This is a genomic window from Kribbella sp. CA-245084 (assembly GCF_050942355.1).
Classification (GTDB): Bacteria; Actinomycetota; Actinomycetes; order Propionibacteriales; family Kribbellaceae; genus Kribbella.
In genome coordinates this window covers 6,386,727-6,405,699 of the sequence record NZ_CP192053.1, presented here as the reverse complement: position 1 = coordinate 6,405,699, position 18,973 = coordinate 6,386,727, and the positions used below count along the sequence as shown (strand labels likewise).

17 protein-coding genes are annotated in these 18,973 nt (G+C 68.6%); 11 read left to right on the top strand and 6 right to left on the bottom strand.

Annotation, left to right across the window (positions count from 1 at the left end; all coding sequences use genetic code 11):
* Positions 1-29: 29 nt before the first annotated feature.
* The 9 genes from ffh (at position 30) to ACQPYH_RS30400 (ending at position 10,592) form a co-directional block, all read left to right on the top strand.
* Positions 30-1,595 (top strand): signal recognition particle protein, encoded by a 1,566-nt coding sequence (gene ffh, locus ACQPYH_RS30440; RefSeq protein WP_432878216.1) that lies wholly within the window; start codon positions 30-32, stop codon positions 1,593-1,595.
* A 203-nt stretch (positions 1,596-1,798) separates the two neighbouring features.
* Positions 1,799-3,157, top strand: a complete 1,359-nt coding sequence (locus ACQPYH_RS30435) for a lytic transglycosylase domain-containing protein (protein ID WP_432878213.1) — start codon at positions 1,799-1,801, stop codon at positions 3,155-3,157.
* Between the two features lie 226 nt (positions 3,158-3,383).
* A complete protein-coding gene (locus tag ACQPYH_RS30430; protein WP_432878210.1) occupies positions 3,384-4,565 on the top strand; it encodes a lytic transglycosylase domain-containing protein in 1,182 nt (393 codons plus the stop codon).
* Between the two features lie 24 nt (positions 4,566-4,589).
* Positions 4,590-5,675 carry an amidohydrolase family protein gene (locus tag ACQPYH_RS30425; protein WP_432878208.1) on the top strand — a complete coding sequence of 362 codons (1,086 nt, stop codon included), beginning with the start codon at positions 4,590-4,592 and terminating at the stop codon, positions 5,673-5,675.
* A gap of 111 nt (positions 5,676-5,786) precedes the next feature.
* The gene (locus ACQPYH_RS30420) at positions 5,787-7,130 is read left to right on the top strand and encodes an N-acetylmuramoyl-L-alanine amidase (protein ID WP_432878206.1); all 1,344 of its coding nucleotides are present in this window, start codon (positions 5,787-5,789) and stop codon (positions 7,128-7,130) included.
* 61 nt (positions 7,131-7,191) lie between these two features.
* A complete protein-coding gene (locus tag ACQPYH_RS30415) occupies positions 7,192-8,424 on the top strand; it encodes a histidine kinase (protein WP_432878204.1) in 1,233 nt (410 codons plus the stop codon).
* Positions 8,415-9,053 carry a response regulator transcription factor gene (locus ACQPYH_RS30410; protein ID WP_350860440.1) on the top strand — a complete coding sequence of 213 codons (639 nt, stop codon included), beginning with the start codon at positions 8,415-8,417 and terminating at the stop codon, positions 9,051-9,053. The genes ACQPYH_RS30415 and ACQPYH_RS30410 overlap by 10 nt, the downstream gene beginning before the upstream one ends.
* Positions 9,054-9,079: 26 nt before the next feature.
* Positions 9,080-9,367 carry a hypothetical protein gene (locus tag ACQPYH_RS30405; RefSeq protein ID WP_432878201.1) on the top strand — a complete coding sequence of 96 codons (288 nt, stop codon included), beginning with the start codon at positions 9,080-9,082 and terminating at the stop codon, positions 9,365-9,367.
* A 106-nt stretch (positions 9,368-9,473) separates the two neighbouring features.
* The gene (locus tag ACQPYH_RS30400; RefSeq protein WP_432878198.1) at positions 9,474-10,592 is read left to right on the top strand and encodes a S1 family peptidase; all 1,119 of its coding nucleotides are present in this window, start codon (positions 9,474-9,476) and stop codon (positions 10,590-10,592) included.
* A 48-nt stretch (positions 10,593-10,640) separates the two neighbouring features.
* On the opposite strand, the gene ACQPYH_RS30395 is transcribed toward ACQPYH_RS30400, so the two are convergent.
* Together ACQPYH_RS30395 and ACQPYH_RS30390 are read right to left on the bottom strand one after the other, a co-directional pair.
* Complete coding sequence (locus ACQPYH_RS30395) at positions 10,641-11,996, bottom strand: SPFH domain-containing protein (RefSeq protein WP_432878195.1); 1,356 nt, start codon at positions 11,994-11,996, stop codon at positions 10,641-10,643.
* Positions 11,997-12,017: 21 nt separating this feature from the next.
* Entirely contained in the window at positions 12,018-12,212 is a 195-nt protein-coding gene (locus ACQPYH_RS30390) for a hypothetical protein (RefSeq protein ID WP_329001412.1), read from the bottom strand.
* Between the two features lie 122 nt (positions 12,213-12,334).
* Here ACQPYH_RS30390 and ACQPYH_RS30385 point away from each other — a divergent pair, with 122 nt between their 5' ends.
* Positions 12,335-12,730 carry a hypothetical protein gene (locus tag ACQPYH_RS30385; protein ID WP_432878192.1) on the top strand — a complete coding sequence of 132 codons (396 nt, stop codon included), beginning with the start codon at positions 12,335-12,337 and terminating at the stop codon, positions 12,728-12,730.
* Positions 12,693-14,882, top strand: coding sequence for a caspase family protein (locus ACQPYH_RS30380; protein WP_432878190.1), 2,190 nt, complete (start codon positions 12,693-12,695; stop codon positions 14,880-14,882). The genes ACQPYH_RS30385 and ACQPYH_RS30380 overlap by 38 nt, the downstream gene beginning before the upstream one ends.
* On the opposite strand, the gene ACQPYH_RS30375 is transcribed toward ACQPYH_RS30380, so the two are convergent.
* From ACQPYH_RS30375 to ACQPYH_RS30360, 4 genes are read right to left on the bottom strand one after another with little or no spacing between them, the layout of a single operon-like run.
* Positions 14,848-15,675, bottom strand: a complete 828-nt coding sequence (locus tag ACQPYH_RS30375; RefSeq protein WP_432878187.1) for a carbohydrate ABC transporter permease — start codon at positions 15,673-15,675, stop codon at positions 14,848-14,850. The two genes, ACQPYH_RS30380 and ACQPYH_RS30375, sit on opposite strands and share 35 nt — an antisense overlap.
* Positions 15,672-16,616, bottom strand: coding sequence for a carbohydrate ABC transporter permease (locus ACQPYH_RS30370; protein WP_432878185.1), 945 nt, complete (start codon positions 16,614-16,616; stop codon positions 15,672-15,674). Before ACQPYH_RS30370 ends, ACQPYH_RS30375 begins: the two co-directional genes overlap by 4 nt.
* The gene (locus ACQPYH_RS30365) at positions 16,613-17,899 is read right to left on the bottom strand and encodes an ABC transporter substrate-binding protein (RefSeq protein ID WP_432878183.1); all 1,287 of its coding nucleotides are present in this window, start codon (positions 17,897-17,899) and stop codon (positions 16,613-16,615) included. The genes ACQPYH_RS30370 and ACQPYH_RS30365 overlap by 4 nt, the downstream gene beginning before the upstream one ends.
* A gap of 4 nt (positions 17,900-17,903) precedes the next feature.
* Positions 17,904-18,869: a carbohydrate kinase family protein gene (locus tag ACQPYH_RS30360; protein ID WP_432878180.1), complete on the bottom strand. Its 966-nt coding sequence runs from the start codon at positions 18,867-18,869 to the stop codon at positions 17,904-17,906.
* Between the last annotated feature and the right edge of the window lie 104 nt (positions 18,870-18,973).

Below are 18,973 nucleotides of genomic sequence, written 5' to 3'. Positions count from 1 at the left end.
CATCGCTTCGACGAAACGGACTGTTTCTCGTGTTCGACACGCTTTCCGATCGGCTCTCCACCGCGTTCAAGAATCTGCGGGGCAAGGGCAAGCTGACCGACGCCGATATCGACGCGACCACCCGGGAGATCCGGATCGCGTTGCTGGAGGCGGATGTCGCGCTGCCGGTGGTGCGGGAGTTCATCGCGGCGGTGCGGGAACGCGCCAGCGGGGCCGACGTGCGCGGCGGGCTGAACCCGGCGCAGCAGGTGATCAAGATCGTCAACGAGGAACTGGTCAAGATCCTCGGCGGCGAGACCCGCGAGCTGCGGATGGCGAAGCGGCCGCCGACGGTGATCATGCTGGCCGGTCTGCAGGGTGCAGGTAAGACCACCCTGGCCGGCAAGCTCGCCAAGTGGCTGCGGGAGACCCAGCACCAGACCCCGATGCTGGTCGCCGCCGACCTCCAGCGGCCGAACGCGGTGACCCAGCTGCAGGTCGTCGGCGAGCGCGCCGGCGTGCCGGTGTACGCGCCTGAGCCCGGCAACGGCGTCGGCGACCCGGTGGACGTCGCGCGCAAGGCGATGGACGAGGCGCGGTCCAAGCAGTACAGCGTCGTGATCGTCGACACCGCCGGCCGGCTGGGTGTCGACGAGGAGCTGATGAAGCAGGCCGCGGACATCCGCGACGCCGTCAGCCCGGACGAGATCCTGTTCGTCGTCGACGCGATGATCGGCCAGGACGCGGTCACCACCGCGCAGGCCTTCCTCGACGGCGTCGGCTTCGACGGCGTCGTCCTGTCGAAGCTCGACGGTGACGCCCGTGGTGGTGCCGCGCTGTCGATCGCGCAGGTCACCGGCCGCCAGGTCATGTTCGCCAGCAACGGCGAGAAGCTCGAGGACTTCGACGTCTTCCACCCCGACCGGATGGCGTCGCGCATCCTCGGCATGGGCGACGTGATGAGCCTGATCGAGCAGGCCGAGCGCTCCTTCGACGCCGAGGAGGCCGCCAAGACCGCGGCCAAGCTGCAGAAGCGCGGCGGCAAGGACTTCACGCTGGACGACTTCCTCGCCCAGATGCAGTCGGTGCGCAAGATGGGCCCGCTGACCAAGATCTTCGGCATGCTGCCCGGTGCGAACCAGTTCAAGGACCAGCTGGAGAACTTCGACGAGCGCGAGATCGACCGGATCGAGGCGGTCATCCACTCGATGACGCCGGCCGAGCGGACCGATCCGAACATCATCAACGGCTCCCGCCGGGCCCGGATCGCGAAGGGCTCCGGCACCGAGGTCGCGACCGTCAGCGGTCTGGTCGAGCGGTTCTTCGAGGCCCGCAAGATGATGTCCGCGATGGCGTCCGGCAAGGGCATCCCGGGGATGCCCGGAATGCCGGGGATGCCGGGTGCGGGCGCCGGCGGGGCGCGGAAGGCCAAGCAGCAGGCGAAGAAGGGCAAGAAGCGCGGCTCCGGCAACCCCGCCAAGCGGGCGAACCAGGGCAGCCCCCAGCCGCAGGCGCCGCAGCCGGGCCAGCTGCCGGCCGCGTTCGGCGGCGGTCAGCAGGACGGCGGCGACTTCGAGCTGCCGGACGACCTGAAGAAGATGCTCGGCGGCAACTGACAGCCTTCCCGAAAGGGCACTCTCCCGAGCGCAGTGTCCGGTAGGTGAACATTCTGCGGCCACAGGCTGCACATGCCCGGCGGAAAACCCTTAACCGTGCGCAGCGGCGCACGGTGACCGGTTGATCACGACCCCGTGGCGGCTAAGATCGTGCCTACGCCCGAGAGACACACCACCTGCGGAATGCGTCGAGGACGGTTCGGATGAGGCAGCAGTTCAAGAACCTGGACACGTGGCGGGGCAAGTTGTCCGCCGCTTGTACCTGCTTGGCGCCGCCTACTGCCATGGTCGCCGTGTTCGTCGTCGGCGGCGTCACCTCGAACACGTTCATCGTCGACGCGCACGCGCTGGCCGCTCCGCGCCAGGACGCGGTCTTCGACGACCTGGCCAACAACGTGCCGACCCAGCCCGGTGTCGACGGCAGCCTGCCGACGCAGGAGAAGTCCACGATCGGGGTCCCGGTCACCGGGTCGACGGACGGCACCGTGCAGCCGATCCCCGGTGCGCTCGGCGACACCTCGGGCATCCCGGGCACGGTGCTGGCGGCGTACCAGAAGGCGGCCAGGGACCTCGCGCTCTCGATGCCCGGCTGCCACCTGACCTGGCCGTTGCTCGCCGGTATCGGCAAGGTCGAGTCCGGCCACGCCAGCGGCGGCAAGGTCGACGCGAACGGCAACACCCGCGGCAAGATCCTCGGCCCGGTCCTCGACGGCAGCCCCGGCATGGCGGCGATCGCCGACACCGACCAGGGCGTGTACGACGGGAACGCGACCTGGGACCGCGCCGTCGGCCCGATGCAGTTCATCCCCGGCACGTGGCGGGCGTTCGGCGCGGACGGTAACGGCGACGGGATCAAGGACCCGCACAACGTCTTCGACGCGGCCCGGGCGACCGGTGACTACCTGTGCTCCGGCGGCGCGAACCTGGCCGACCCGCAGGGGCTGGTCCAGGCGGTGCTCCGCTACAACCACTCGATGGACTACGTCTCGACCGTGCTCCGGTGGATGCAGTCGTACAGCAAGGACACCGTGAGCGTGCCGGACAAGCCGGGCACGATCGACATCCCGGGCGATGGCGGTAACAACGGCGACGACGACAACGACGGGCGTACGGCGACCACGCCGCCGCCCACCACACCGACGACGGCCCCGACGACGGTTCCGACCACCGCGCCGACGACCACGAGCCCGACGGTCGCCCCGACCACGTCACAGCCGACCAGCAGCCGCCCGAGCTCGTCGAAGCCGACCATCCCGAGGCCGACCAACGGCCCGGGGACGGTGACGACGACGCCCACCAAGCCGCCGTACACGCCGCCGCCGAGCACGCCCCCGACGACACCGCCGACGACTCCGCCGAGCACGCCGAACGACCCGACCTGCACGCCGACGACACCGCCGACGACTCCGTCCGAGTCGCCGACGACCACTCCGTCAGGCGAGCCGACGACGACGCCGAGCGACCCGCCCACGACGCCGCCGACCTGCAGCACGACCGGCGCGGAGTCCGACCCGACGAAGACGGCCGCGACCCCGAGCGACGCCCCCAAGCCGGGCAACTGAAGCCGGCTGTACGCTCACTCCCGACGCGTCGTCAGGTAGCCGCGCTCGTTACCTCGGTGCCGGTTTTCCGAGGGGTTTCTGTGCCCCGTAACTTTGCGTCGTCTTGATGTAACTTTGTGGCGCTTCCTTCGTTGAAGGGGCTATGCGCCTAACCCGTAGTGGTAACCGTCGGGTCAAAATAATCATCGCTTCACTGTGCACGGCCCCGCTCCTGGTCGGGGCCATCGTGACAGTTGCTTCGGGCGGGGCCGGTGCCACCGGCCAGCTCGCTGGTACGAACCCGGTCGCCCCATCGCCTGGAGCCGGGCTGAACAGCGGTGAGTTCGACGAACTGACGATGATCGTGCCGCAGCGTCCGGGAGTGGACGGCCGGCTCGGATCCGACCAGCCTGCCCGCGCCGACGTCCCCGTGCAGGGAGCCACCGACGGCCGATCGGTCGTCCGCCCCGGCCGGCCCGGAGCGGTGAACGGCATTCCGCGCGGAGTGTTCCCTGCCTACCGCCGCGCCACCGCCAACCTCGCGGTCGTCCGGCCGAACTGCGGGCTCACCTGGCCGCTGCTCGCCGGCGTCGGCAAGGTCGAGTCCGACCACGCCAGCGGCGGCCGCGTCGACGTGGCCGGCACCACCCGCGGCCGGATCCTCGGCCCGGTGCTCAACGGACGGCACGGCAACGGCCGGATCAGCGACTCCGACAAGGGCAAGTTCGACGGCGACGCGACGTACGACCGCGCGGTCGGACCGATGCAGATCATTCCGCAGGTGTGGGACGAGTTCGGGGCCGACGGCAACGGCGACGGCTTCCGCAACCCCAACAACGTGTACGACGCGGTCACCACCGTCGCCGTGGTGCTCTGCTCCCAGGGCGACGACCTCAAGCAGCCGCGGGACCTGGTCGAGGCCCTGCTGCGCTACCAGCACTCCAAGGACTTCGTCGCGACCGTGCTGAAGTGGATGCGGGTCTACAGCAAGAACGCAGTCCTGATCCCGAACGCGTCCGGCAACATCGCGGCCGCGAAGTGGACCGGCAACGCCGACCGCAAGGTCGACCCGCGGCAGGTGCCCGACGTACCGGACGACACCAAGACGACGACCGCGACCGCGACGCCGACGGCCACCGTTCCGCCGCCGGTTCCGCCGTCCACGCCGCCGTCGACCGAGTGGCCGACCGTGCCGAAGCCGATCGACACCCCGACCGGGACGCCGACGCATCGGCCGACGTCGACACCGACCAAGACCCCCACCAAGACGCCGACGAAGACTCCGACCAAGACGCCCACGGAGACTCCGACGCAGACTCCGACCGACACACCCACACAGACCCCGACGGACACCCCGAGCGGGACGCCGTGTGCCGGCAACGAGCCCACCACCCCGACCTGTACGCCGGGCGGCGGCTCGCACGGCTAAGAGCTCACCGATACGGTCGGAGCCATGACCGTACTCAAGCTCGTCGGCACGGTGTTGCCGGCCGGTGAGCAGCAGGAGCTCCATCTCAGCGGTGGGCTGGTGGTCGACCGGCCCACCGCTGCTGATGTGACGACCGTGCACACCGGCGGCTGGATCGTGCCCGGCCTGGTCGACGCGCACTGCCACATCGGCCTGGATCAGCACGGCGCCGTCGACACCGACGTCCAGGAGCAGCAGGCGATCGTGGATCGCGACGCCGGCGCGCTGCTCGTCCGCGACGCCGGCTCGGCCGCCGACACCCGCTGGATCGACGACCGCGAGGACCTGCCGAAGATCATCCGCGCCGGCCGCCACATCGCCCGGTCCAAGCGCTATATCCGCAACTACGGCTGGGAGATCGAGCCGGAAGAGCTGGTCGCGTACGTCGAGCAGGAGGCCCGCCGCGGTGACGGCTGGGTCAAGCTGGTCGGCGACTGGATCGACCGCGAAGCCGGCGACCTGACTTCCTGCTGGCCGGCCGACGCGCTCACGGCAGCGATCGCTCGAGCTCACGAACTCAATGCCCGCGTCACAGCGCACGTCTTCGGCGAGCACGCCTTGCCCGATCTGCTTGCCGCCGGCATCGACTGCATCGAGCACGGCACCGGCCTCGAGCCGGACATGCTCGCCCACATGGCCGACCACGGAGTCGCGGTCGTCCCGACGCTGATCCAGCTCGAGAACTTCCCGGAGTACGCCGAACAGGCCGCCGCGAAGTTCCCGGTCTACTCGGCGCACATGCGCGACCTGTACGAGCGTCGCCTGCCCCGGCTGCGGGACGCGTTCGAGGCCGGCGTACCGGTCTATGCGGGGACCGACGCGGGCGGTGTCCTCGGGCACGGTCTCGTCGCCCAGGAGATCCAGGCGCTGACCGAGATCGGCATGTCGGGGGAGCAGGCCCTGGCCGCGGGATCGTGGGCGGCGCGTGCCTGGCTCGGTGCTCCGAGCCAGCTGCGACCCGGCGACCCGGCCGACCTGGTCGTGTACGACGAGGACCCGCGCGCGAATCCCGCCGTACTCACCCACCCGCGATTGATCGCACTCCGTGGTCGGGTGCTGTTCCGACGGTGACGGGAAAAAATTCACTCAAACACTGGATCGGACGGAAGATCTTCCCTTAGCGTGGCTCCCGGGACCGCCGACGCCCCTCGGCGGACCAGATAGAGGGAAGGACCGCCGCCCATGCGGAAGACCGCCACGATTCTGCTTGCTGTCGGAGCACTCGCCCTGACAGCCCTCCCGAGCAATGCAGCTCAACCACCGCAACCCACGGGTCAGCCGAACCTCGCGTCCGCGTTCCAGGACGCCGCCGCGAAGTACGACGTACCGCGTGAGGTGCTTGTCAGCGTCGGATTCGCCGAGACGCACCTCGACGGCCACAACGGCACCCCGAGCCAGGCGAACGGCTACGGCGTCATGCACCTGGCCAGCAACAACGTCAACAAGACGATGTCCGAGGCAAGCAAACTGACCGGGCTGCCGGTCGACCGGCTGACCAAGGACGACGCGTCGAACGTCCTCGGCGCCGCCGCGGTCCTCGACTCGTACGCCGATCAGGCAGGTCTGAAGGATCGCTCCGATCTCGGCAAGTGGTACTCCGTGATCGCGAAGTACTCGCACTCCGCCGACGGCCCGACCGCGCGCCTCTACACCGACGAGGTCTACCGGGTCATCGCCCGCGGCGTCAGTACGGCGGGCGTCTCGACCGACCCGAAGCAGGTCACGCCGGACCTCGGCGCCTACGCGAAGGTCTCGCCGCTAGGCACCAAAGCCAAGTCGTCGTCGGTCCAGGCCACCGACTACCCGGGCGCGATCTGGAACCCGGCCTGCACCTGCAACTACGCAGTCGGCCGCACGCAGGCGATCACCACGATCGTGATCCACGTGACCCAAGGCTCGTACGCCGGCACGATCAGCTGGTTCAAGGACCCGGCGGCGCAGGTCAGCGCGCACTACGTCGTCCGCTCCAGCGACGGCCAGATCACCCAGATGGTGGCCGAGAAGGACACCGCCTGGCACGCCCGCAGCGCGAACCCGTACGCGATCGGCATCGAGCACGAGGGCTTCATCGACCAGCCGTCCTGGTTCACCGACGCGATGTACCGGTCCTCGGCCGCGCTGACCGCCAACATCGCCGACCGCCGTGGCATCCCGAAGGACCGCAACCACATCAAGGGCCACAGCGAGATGCCCGGCAACGACCACACCGACCCGGGACCGAACTGGAACTGGGACTACTACATGCAGCTGGTGAACGGCGGCGACCCGAACCCGCCGGAGTACAACTTCACCACCTGGGGCAACGGCGTCAACGTCCGCTCGGCCCCGAAGCTGTCCGCCTCGGTCGTGACCACGCTGCCCGGCCCGACGCAGGTCTTCGTCGAGTGCCAGGTCCAGGGCGACACGGTGACGGCGAACGGCTACACCAACAACTGGTGGGCCAAGCTCCGCGACCAGGGCGGCTACATGACCAACATCTACATCGACGATCCGAACGCCAAGCTCCCGGGCGTTCCAGACTGCTAGTGGATGAAAGGTAGAGCCTGCTGTACCGACTCCTGCGGTGTGGCTGCCGCAGGATAGGTACATGCTCACGAAGATTCTCTCCCGGGGTGGTCCGGCGGCCGGGTACCTGATCATCCGGTACCTGAAGGCAGTCACGTTGCTGGCGGCGACCCCGATCAGCCTGATCCTCGGCTGGATCATCCCGGGTGCCACGGCAGGTCTGGTGAAGCTCGCGAACAGCGAGCGGTACCGTGCGGCGAAGTACCTCGGGGTACCGCAGGCCGAGCCGTTGCCGGCCGCGCTGCCGCGGCTGCCTGGCGATGTCGCGACGCTGTTCCGGGACAAGTCGTTCAAGCGCAGCCTGCGGTGTCTGCTGATGCCAGTGGTGATGATCCCGGAGCTGCTCGTCGCAGTCATCGCGATCATGGGGGTGCCCTCGGCGGTGTTGGGCATGCTGCTGTGGTGGCTTGCCCCGGGCAACTTCAGCCTGATGGGCTTCGACGTCAACAGCTGGTTCGAGGCGCTCACACTGGGTCCGCTGCAGGTCGGGACGAGTCTGTGGTTCTTGGGCCGGGTTGCACCGGCTCTGGCCCGCGGCCACGCCAAAGCCACCCTCAAGCTGCTCGCACCGAGTCAGGACCAGCTCGAGACCGCCAGGCTGTCGCAGCGGGTCGAGGAGCTCACCAAGAGCCGCGCAGGCGCTGTCGACTCCCACGGTGCCGAGCTGCGGCGTATCGAACGGGACCTGCACGACGGCACGCAGGCCCAGCTGGTGTCGCTGGCAATGCGGATCGGCATCGCCAAGCAGACCATGGCAGAGGACCCGGAGAAGGCCGCCAAACTGCTCGACGACGCCCGGGACGGCGCCGAGCAGGCCATGACCGAGCTACGCGGCGTACTGCGGACCATGTACCCGCCGATCCTTGCCGACCGCGGTCTGGTCGGAGCGGTCTCCGCACTGGCCGCCCGATGCCCCCTGCCGGTCCAGCTGCGCATCGGTGAGCTGGGCGAGGTCCCAGCCGCAGTAGAGGCTGCTGCGTACTTCGTGGTCGCGGAGTCCCTCACCAACATCACCAAGCACAGTGCGGCCGGGCATGTCGACGTACAGCTCGAGCGGCGTGGGCATGAGCTCTACCTGTCCGTCATGGACGACGGGATCGGCGGAGCGCGGATCAGTGAGCAGTCCGACCTGCTGGGCCGGGGGAGCGGGCTGCATGGCATGCTCCACCGCGTGCAAGCCATCGACGGTCACATGGAGCTGCAGAGCCCGATCGGTGGGCCGACCACCGTCGAGGTGATCCTTCCGTGCGGGTGATCATCCTCGAGGACAACCCGATCCTCGCCGAGGGCCTGAGCCTGCTGCTGAACAACTCCGGCTTCGAGGTCGCCGCGGTCGCCACCGACGCGGACGAGTTCGCCAAGGCGATCGCGGAACACCCGGTGGACATCGCCGTGGTCGACGTACGGCTGCCGCCGACCTTCACCGACGAGGGCCTGCGGGCCGCGATCGAGGCCCGCCGCGTCCGGCCGGGGCTTCCGGTGCTGGTGTTCTCGCAGTACGTCGAGGAGGTGTACGCCGCTGAGCTCCTCGCCGCCGGCAGCGAGGGCGTCGGCTACCTCCTGAAGGATCGCGTCTCCCGCGTCGACGAGTTCCTGGAAGCAGTACGCCGGGTTGCGGCCGGCGGGACCGTGCTCGACCCAGAGGTCGTCAGCCAGCTCATGGTCAAGCGGAGCAGCCCGCTCGATCGCCTCACGCCGCGAGAACGCGAAGTACTCGCACTGATGGCCGAAGGACTCGGCAACACGGCGATCGGGGAGAAGCTGGTCATCTCCGACGGCGCGGTGCACAAACACGTCGGCAACGTCTTCCTCAAGCTCGACCTCCCCCCGACCGACTCAGGCCACCGCCGCGTCCTCGCCGTCCTCGCCTACCTCGGCCTCTGAACCTGACCTCGCCGACCATCGCAGCCTTGTGCGGAACGACCGCCGCCGGGTTGACCAGCGAGAAGTTGCGGATGGCCCGACGGCAGTTGGTCTGGAGCGCAGGTCCGTCGGAGTTCGTGTCCGAGGAGCAGATCGTCTACCAGCAAGGCGGCGACTCCTACGCCGTACCCGTCGGGAACCGGCTACTGGTCGTGTTGTGGTCGAACTGGACCGGGTCATCATCCGAGCCGGCCGCCATCCGGTCCGCTCTCGCCAAGGCGCGCACCGTGGTCGTCCAGCGCGAGCAGCGGACCCTGCAGGCGCTCGCCGGCTGACCTGACAACGTCGGCACTCGCCCTTGACGGACGGTCCGGAGTACGCCACTCTCGATCGCGAGAGCGCTCTCATCCACCGAACCGCCCCTAGGTGAGGAGAGTTCAGATGAAGGTCTTACTGGCCGCCGTGATCACGGCGGGTGTACTGACCGTGCCTGCCCAAGCGATAGCCGCGCCCGAACCACTGGCTGTGGCCGGCCAATCGGCTGCCATGCAGCGTGACTTCGGGCTGACCGATCAGCAGCTGCAGCAACGGCTCAAGGCCGAGACGTCGGCCGCCAAGCTGTTGCCCGCGGCCCAGAAGGCAGCCGGCGCCGCATTCGGCGGAGCCTGGTACGACGCGGCCACGCAGAAGCTCGTCGTCGGCGTGGTAGGTCCGGACCGGGCGGCCGCCGTACGAGCAACAGGCGCCGCAGTGACCGCCGCACCGGTGACTGCCAAGACGCTGGACCACCGGAAGGCCGCTGTCGACAAGCTGGCCGGCAAGACCGTGCCGAATGCGGTCAGCGGCTGGTCTGCCGACCCGAAGACCGGCAGCGTGGTCATCAACGTCCAAGCAGGCAAGCGATCCCCGGCCGTCGACGCGTTCGTGGCCAAGGTCGCCACGGCCGGTGCCGTCACGGTCAAGGAGGTCACGGCACAAGCGCCACGCACGTACGCCGCGGGCACGGTCGGCGGCGACCCGTACTACGTCGACAACATCCGCTGCTCGATCGGCTTCTCGGTGGTCGGCGGCTACGTCACCGCCGGCCATTGCGGGCGCAGCGGGATCGTCCGCGGCTGGGACGGTTCGGACCAGGGCTGGTTCCAGGGCTGGTCGTTCCCCGGCAACGACTATGCGTGGGTGTCGACCGGTTACGGCTGGTGGAACGTCGGCGTCGTCCTCGGCTGGGGACAGGTGAGCGACCAGCTGGTCCGCGGGTCATGGGAGGCGCCGATCGGTTCGTCGGTGTGCCGCAGCGGTTCGACGTCGCACTGGCACTGCGGCACGATCCTGGCCAAGAACGAGACTGTGAACTACGGCAACGGCGCACTGTTCTACGGCGCGACCAAGACCAACGTCTGTGCCGAGGGTGGCGATTCTGGTGGGTCGTTCATCACCGGGGACCAGGCGCAGGGCGTCACGTCCGGAGGCTGGGGTAACTGCACCAGCGGCGGCGAGACGTGGTTCCAGCCGGTCAACGAGATCCTGCAGGCGTACGGTCTGACTCTGCAGACCGCCTAGAAATGGCTGTGGATCCCCTTGCATGCAAGGGGATCCACAGGTTTGCTATCAGGCCGGGTTGTCCGGCACCGGCTCCAGGAGCGGCTTCTCGTTCTCGGGCTTCTTGGTGGCCAGCGACTCGATCAGCTGCTTGGCCAGGGCGAAGCCCGAGCCGCCCATCGTGATCGTCTTGACCAGGGTGTCCTCGATGCCCTGCGCGCCGTTCAGCACGACCATGTTGCCGACCTTGTCGAAGGACGACGACGCGGCCCGGACGATCTCCGGGTACGCCTCTGCCAGCTGCTGCGCGACGACCGCGTCGGTGTTCGTGGCCAGCGCCTCGGCGCGCGCCTTGATACCGGCCGCCTCGGCCATCGCCTTCGCCTGGACGGCGGACGCCTCGGCCTTACCGGTCAGCTCGGTCGCCTTCGCCTGCGCCTCACCACGCAGCTGGACCTCCCGGGCGTTCGCCTCGGCACCGGCGATCTGCGCGTCGCGGGCCGCCTGCGCCAGCGTGCGCTGCCGGTACGCCTCGGCGTCGGCCGGCTTCAGCACCGACGACTCCAGCTGCTTCTCGGCCAGCGAGGCGTTCAGCTTCGCGGTCTCCGTCTCGGCGACGACGACCTCCTGCTTGGCCAGCGCGGCCGCCAGCGGTCCGGCCTGGAACGACTTGGACGTCGCCTGGTCGACCTCGGCCTGGTATCCGGCCTTCGCGATCTCGCTCTCCCGGATCGCGGCCGCCTTCGCGGCGGCGGCAACCTGCTCGCGCTCGGTCGCCTCCCGGTCCCGCTCGGCCTGCGCGATCCGGGCCGCGGCCTCGACCGCGGCGGCCTGCGGACGGCCCAGGTTCCTGATGTAGCCGGACTCGTCGTCGATCTCCTGGATCTGCAGCGAGTCGACCACCAGGCCGAGCTTCTCCATGTCCCCGGCCAGTGAGCCGCGGATGTTCGTGGTCAGCGTCTCCCGGTCGTGCAGCATCTCCTCGACCGTGGTCGAACCGACGATCGCGCGGAGATGACCGGCGAACAGCTCGTGGATCGTGCTCATCACCTGCTCGTCGCTCTGCTCCAGGAACCGCCGGGCCGCGTTCGCGATCGAGCCGTAGTCGTCACCGACCTTGTACGCCGTGACGCCCTTGATGTGCAGCGGGATGCCCTGGCTGGACACGCAGGTCACGGTCAACGGCGTCGCGCGGATGTCCAGCGGCAGCCGGCGGACAGTCTGAAAACCTGGGAGAACCGCAGTGCCGCGGCCGACGACGATCTTGAAGCCGAGGGTCTCGTTGACCTGCTCGGTGCTGGAGTGTGCGCCGAGGCCGGAGATGATCAGCGCCTCGTTCGGCTCCGCCACCCGCCAGACCATCCGGAACACGATGAGCAGGACCACCACCGCGATCGCGGCGACGGCGACGTACGTCCAGAGCATTTCCCCTCCAAGGGAACGTAATTAGATGGCGCGAGCAACGTAGACGGTCCGGGGTGGGTCGTAGTCGACGACGACAATCTGTGTTCCCACCTCGAGCACCTCGTCGGTCGCGGGGTAAGCGTAGAAGGCCTCGGTGGCACCGCGGACCGGCAGCATCACCTCGCCGACGATCCCGGGTGCGATCCGTCCGATCACCCGCCCCCGTTTGCCTACCATGTTGTCCCTCCGACGTCGCAGCGCACGATCCAGTTCCCGAAGCCTACGTTGTGGTGACGCCTTGTGGCCGACGCAGTGCGGCGGCATTGTGGAGACGTCGGCCTGGGGGTGTGGGAGGGGCCATGGGGGACAGCGATGTGGGTGGGGTCCTGGTGGGGGTCACCGAGGACGGGGCGGACGACGCACGGCTCGAGGAGCTGGCACTGCTGCTGCGGCAGGAGTTGCTGGTGCTCGACGTACGTGCGGTCGAACCGGCCCGCGACGGTGAAGCGCCGGACGGCACCCGTGGTGCTCTTGCCGCGGTGGCAGGTGTGCTGAGCGTTTCGCTCGCGCCCGGTCTGCAGGTGCTCGGTTCGGTCGTTGCCGTCGTACGGGACTGGCTCGGCAGGGTCGGTGACGGGCGGACGGTGAAGCTCACGATCGACGGCGACGTGATCGAGCTGACCCGTGCGAGCGACGACATGCAGCAGCAACTGGTCGATGCCTTCGTACGACGGCATGCCGGAGCGGACGGGTGAGATGGACGGTTCGCGTGTCGCGCTCGTGGTGGCGAACGATCAGTACGACGATCCCGGTCTGAAGCGACTCGTCGCGCCGTCGCAGGATGCGGCCGCGCTGGCCGACGTACTCGCGGATCCGGCGGTCGGCGGGTTCGAGGTGCAGGTACTGCGGAACGCGCCGGCGCAGGACATCCGGTTCGCGGTCGAGGACTTCTTCGCCGACCGCAAGCCGGAAGACCTGCTGTTGCTGCACTTCTCCTGCCACGGGTTGAAGAACTCGGCCGGGGAGCTGTACTTGGCGGTCGCCGACACCAAGCCCGCGCGGCTCGCGTCGACCGCGGTGGCGGCGGACTTCGTCAACCGGCAGATGGCGGACAGCCGCGCACAGCGGATCGCCTTGTTCCTGGACTGTTGCTACGGCGGTGCGTTCCCGCGAGGCATGGTCGTACGGGCGGCCGGCGAGGCACAGGTACAGGACGCTTTCGCCAAGCAGGCTGAGGTCGGCGGCGGGCGCGGGCGGGTGGTGATCACTGCGTCGAGCGCGATGGAGTACGCCTTCGAAGGCGGCCAGTTGGCCTCCGATGCGTCCAAGCCGGCACCGTCGGTCTTCACCGGCGCTGTGGTCGACGGCCTGACGACCGGCGAGGCCGACCGCGACGGCGACGGTTGGGTTGGCTTGACCGAGCTCGTCGGGTTCGTCACCGACCGGATCCACCGGGTCACGCCGAACCAGAACCCGCAGATGTGGACCTTCGGCTCGCAGGGCGAGCTGCTGATCGCCCGCAGCCGGGTACGCCGGATCACGCCGGCGCCGCTCGCGCCGGAACTGACCCAGGCGATGGAAAGTCCGTTGCCAGCGGCAAGGTTCGGCGTGGTCGACTACCTGCGCGAACGCCTGTACGACGAGGACCTCGGGCAGGCGTACGCCGCGTGGCGTGCGCTGAGCCAGATGATCGACGACGACAGCCGCAAGGTCTCCGAAGCCGCGTCCGAGGCGCTGTCCACGGCGGAGCTCAAGGTCACGCCCTCGTCGGTGGACCTGGTCGGCACGACGCCCGCCGAGCTACGCCTGTCCGGTCCGCCGATCGCGTTGACCGCCGCCGCATCTCCCAGCGATCCGTGGTTGAAGCTCGCCCAGGACGGCGATGTCATCCGGGTGCACGCCGAGCAGTCCGCCCCCGGTGTCCACGAAGGGTCGGTTGCCCTCGCGGGGCCGGCCGGGGAGCACGTCGTACCCGTTCGTCTGACGGTCCCCGACACCGAGTCGGAGCCGCCGGCGCCACCTCCCGAACCCCAACCGCAACCCGACCCCACCCCGGCTCCCGTCCCGGAACCACCACGCGCCGAACCGCTCCGTCCCGAACCGACCCGTCCCGAACCGACTCGGGCCAAGCGGCCTCAACCCGTCGCGTCCCTGACCGACGGCGCACTCGTCCCGCCGTGGTGGCTGATCGCCGTACTGATCGCAGGCAGTGCGTTTCTCGTCCTTGTGAACTGGCCCGGCGCGGCCTACTCCCGCAAGCTCTGGTACGACTCGAACCAAGGCTGGTACCTGTACCGAACCTGGTACGACCCGGCCATCTGGGGCTCGCTCGTCGCTCTCCTCGCGGCCGTTGTCGCGCGCTGGGCCGGCACGATCGCGCTCGGCGTCGTGGCCGGTTGCGCGGTGTCCGCGGTCGAGGGCGCCGTACTGATCGTCGGCGGCGGGATCTCGGGCGACGAGACCTCCGCGTGGGTCGTCTCGGCCGTGACCTCGATCGCGCTCGGCGTCGTACTCGTGATCGTCCTGAAACCGTCCGTCAGGCCGCTGTGGCCGGTCTGGTTGCCGGCCGCCGGGTTGATCGTTGCCGGGGGCATCTTGCTGCTGCTGAGCGCGGTCGTCCCGCACAGCGACGGCATCTCGTTCTTCGAGGTCACCCCGCTGGCGCTGCTGGACCCGATCGTGGCGGTCGCTCTGGCCTGGCCGGCCCTGGCCGCGGTCGACACCAGGACGAAGACCTGGCTGACCGCGGCCGTCGTGACCTACTCGGCCATCGGCATCCTCGGGGGCGTTCCGGCCCTGACCCAGGGACATTCGGCGGCCGACTTCCTCACCGGCCTGTTCGGCAACGCACTGGTCGCGACCGGTGTCCTCATCAGCCTCGGACGGCGCCTTCCGTCGCACCCTTGATGAATTGGCGGGCGAAGATCCCGAAGACGATGACCAGCGGCACCATCGCCATCAAGGCGCCCGTCATCACCATGCTGTAGTCGACGCCGTGCGAGCGGTTCAGAGTCGACAGGGCGACCTGCAGCGTCAGGTGGTTCGGGTTGGTCAGCACGATCAGCGGCCACATGTAGTCGTTCCACGAACCGACGAACGTGAAGATGCCGAGGAACGCCAGCGCCGGCCGGGCCGACGGCAAGGCCACGTGCCAGTACGTGCCGAAGAACCCGCAGCCGTCCAGCGTCGCCGCCTCGACCAACTCGTCGTGGATCGAGTTCTGGAAGTACTGCCTCATCCAGAAGATGCCGAACGCGTTCGCCGCACCCGGAATGATCAGCGCCTTCAGCGAACCGACCCACCCGAGCAATGCCATCGTCTGGAACTGCGGTACGGCGGACAACTGCGCCGGCAGCAGCATCGTCGCGAGCAGGATCACGAACAGCGCGTTCCGCCCCGGGAACCGGAACTTGGCGAACGTGAACGCCGCCAGCGAGTCGAAGAACAACACCAGCAACGTCGTCGAGATCGCCACCGTCGCGGTGTTCGCCATCGACTGGAAGAACGCGACGTTGTCCAGCACCTGCCGGACGTTGTCGCCGAAATGCCCGCCGAAGGTGAACTTCGGCGGGAACCGGTAGATGTCCGCGGTCGTGTTCGACGCCATGATGATCGTCCACACGAACGGGAACATGAACACCAGCAGAGCCAGCACGAGTACGGCGTGCAGCGCGATCCCGCGCCAGCGGTAACGCGTCATCGGTCGTCGCTCCGTCCGCGGAAGATCCGCCAGTTGATTGCCGTGAACAACAACACGAGCAGGAAGATGCTCAGCGCGATCGCGGCGGCGTACCCGTAGTCGTTGTCGAGGAACGCGGTCCGGTAGAACAGCAGCACCACGGTCATCCCGCTCTGCCCGGTGCCGCCGCTGTTGCCGACCATCACCTGCGGCTCGGTGAACGTCTGCAGTCCGCCGATCGTCGAGATGACCACGGTGAACAGGATGACCGGACGCAGTTGCGGCAACGTGATCGAGAACAGCGTCCGGACCGGGCCGGCGCCGTCGACCTTGGCTGCCTCGTACTGCTCCTTCGGGATCGCCTGCAGACCGGCCAGGTAGATCAGCGTGTTGTACCCGACCCACTGCCACACGATCATCGTCGAGATCGCGATCTTGATCCCCCACGGCTGCCCGAGCCAGTCCTGCTGCGGGATGCCGAGCGAGCGCAAGGCGGCGTTCACCAGACCGAAGTTCGTGCTGAAGATCGAGCTGAAGAAGATCGCCATCGCGACCAGCGAGGTGACGTTCGGGATGAAGTACGCGATCCGGTACACGTTGGTGAACCGGACCGCCGACTGGAGCATCACCGCGAGCAGGAGAGCGATCACCAGCGTCGGGACCGTCGACATGAAGAACAGCACGATGGTGTTCTCCAGCGCCGTCCAGAACGTCGGGTCCTGGACCAGGAACTCGAAGTTGCCCAGCCCGGTGAACCTGCGGGCGCTGAGGCCGTCCCAGCGTTGGAACGCCAGCACGATGGTCGACAGCATCGGGTAGAGCCCGAACACCGCGAACAGGACGTAGAACGGCGACAGCGCCAGATAGAACCGCCAGTACGACCAGATCCGCCGCCCGGGCCGCTGCCCCTTTCCGGTCAGCGGCGCGGTCGCGGCAGCAGGCACAGTCGCCGTACTGGTCACTGAACCCCCTGCCGCTTGGCGATCGCCTTCGCCTTGGAGATGGCGCTGGCCCATGCGGCGTCGGACGTCTTCGAGCCGGTCTGCACGGTCTTGAGCTCGTCGTGGAACGGTGCGGCGACCGAGTCGTCGTACGGGCTCTGGTACGCGACCGGGATCGCCTTCGCGGCCGGACCGAACACGTCGATCGGCACCTGGCCGCCGAAGAACTTGTCCGCTGCCTTCAGCTCCGGCTTGTCGTACGCCGCCGGCGCGGACGGGAAGATCTGCGCATCGGTGAACGCCTTGGCCTCGTTGTCGGCGCTGAGCATGTACTTGATGACGTCGAACGCCTTCTGCGGGTCGGCCGCGTTCTTGGTGATGGCCAGGAACGAGCCGCCGAAGTTCGCCGGTCCGCTCGGCGTCGGCGCCAGCCGCCACTTGCCCACGCTGGTCTTCACCGCGGACTTGATGTCCAGCGCGACCCAAGCGGCGCCGATGTGGGTCGGGATCGTGCCCTGGTCGAGCCCGGCGTTCCAGTCCGGGCTGCCGCTCGGCGTCTTGCCGTCGATCTTCATCGTCATCGCCTTGACCGAGGTGTCCCACGCCTTGCGGATGTGGTCCTGATCGCCGATGAACTTGTTGTCCTTGGAGATGTACCGCTCGGTGCCCTGGCCGACGACCATGTCGTAGAGGTCGGTTGCGTCCCAGACCAGCAGCGCCTTCGGGTTCTTCGCCTTCAGCTGTACGCCGGCCGCGAAGTAGTCGTCCCAGGTTTTCAGCTGGTCGGCCACCTTGGCCGGGTCGCTGGGCAGACCGGCCGCGGCGAAGATGTCCTCGCGGTAGAACAGCCCGGTCGGGCCGACGTCGATCGGCAGGCCGATCACCTTGCCGTCCAGCGTCGTTGCCTGGTTGACCTTCCACTCCAGGTAGTCACCGAGGACCGAGTCCGCGCCGACCGACTTCAGGTCCACGAACCGCGACGCCTGGGGGAGCAGCGACGCGATGTCCTCGCCCTTGATGCCGGTGATGTCCGGGATCCCGGTGCCGCCGTTGAACGTGGTGACCAGCTTCTGCTTGTAGTCGCCGCCGATCTCGGAGTACTTGATCTTCGGGTCCGGGAAGTGCGCGATCGTGTCGTCGATCACCGACTTGCCCAGACCGCCCGGCCAGCACCACATGGTCAACTCGGTGGTGGTGTTCTTCTTCGCCGTGCTGCCGGTGTCCATCCCGGACGAACAGCCGACCAGAGTGCCGCCGGCTACGGCTGCGAAGCCCCCGAGCAAGGTCCGACGTGAGAGCTCCATGGTTCTACCTTCCTGAGTGTGCGCTGATCAGCGCGTGGAGGTGGTGGTCTTCGGGGTGCGCCGCCTGCCACGCGGCCAGGTCTTCCCAGCGCGGTGCGGCGTCCGCCCCGCCCAGCCGGGTGACCGACAGAGCCGCCGTGAGCGCGGCGAACCGCAGCCGCTGCTCGAGCGGCAGCTCCCAGAGCGTGGCGGCGATGAAGCCGGCGGCGAACACATCACCCGCCCCGGTGGTGTCCGCCGCCGAGACCGGATACGCAGGTACGGCGACGCGCTCGCCGGTACTGGCGTCAAGCGCTTCCGCGCCGTCAGCGCCGTTCGACACGACCACCAGCGGGACCTGCTCGGCCAGGGCTTCGAGCGCGTCGCCGGGTGACGTCGTACGGGTGTAGGCCATCGCTTCGTCGGCGTTCGGCAGGAACACGTCGCAGTGCTCGAGCTGGTCGAGCACTGCCGGGTCCCACTGCTCGGACGGATCCCAGCCGACGTCGGCGAACACCACGCTGCCTGCTGCCTTCGCTTTCGCCAGCCACTCGTTGCGCCAGGGACCGATGTGGGCGGCGACTGCTCGGGCAGCCGGCAGCGTGGTGATCAGCTCGTCGGCCGACAGCAGGGGTTCCGACCCACGCGTGACCAGTGCCCGATCGTTGTCATAGGCAAGGGCCACGGTCAGAGGGGTCTGCCAGCCGGCGAGTCTTCGGGACAGAGTCAGATCGATGCCCTCGTCGTCGACGAGCCGGCGCCAGACGCGGTCGCCCAGGTCGTCGGCGCCGAACACCGCGGCCATCCCGGTGCGCAGACCGAGCCGCGCCAGCGCGACGGCGAAGTTCGCGATGCCGCCGGGGCTCTCGTGCGACTCGGTGGCCCAGACCTCGGTACCGGGCCGGGGCGCGGTGGGCAGGCCTAGCACCAGGTCCTGGAAGACCAGACCGGACACAAGGACATCCAGAGGCGCGACGTCCAGTTCGTGCATGCTCAGCACACTCCTGCAGGGTCGATCAAACTCTTTCGTGAATCTAAGGTCGGTTGCGCAAGATCCGCAATACCTGATCAAAGATTTGACTGAGAATGACGGAG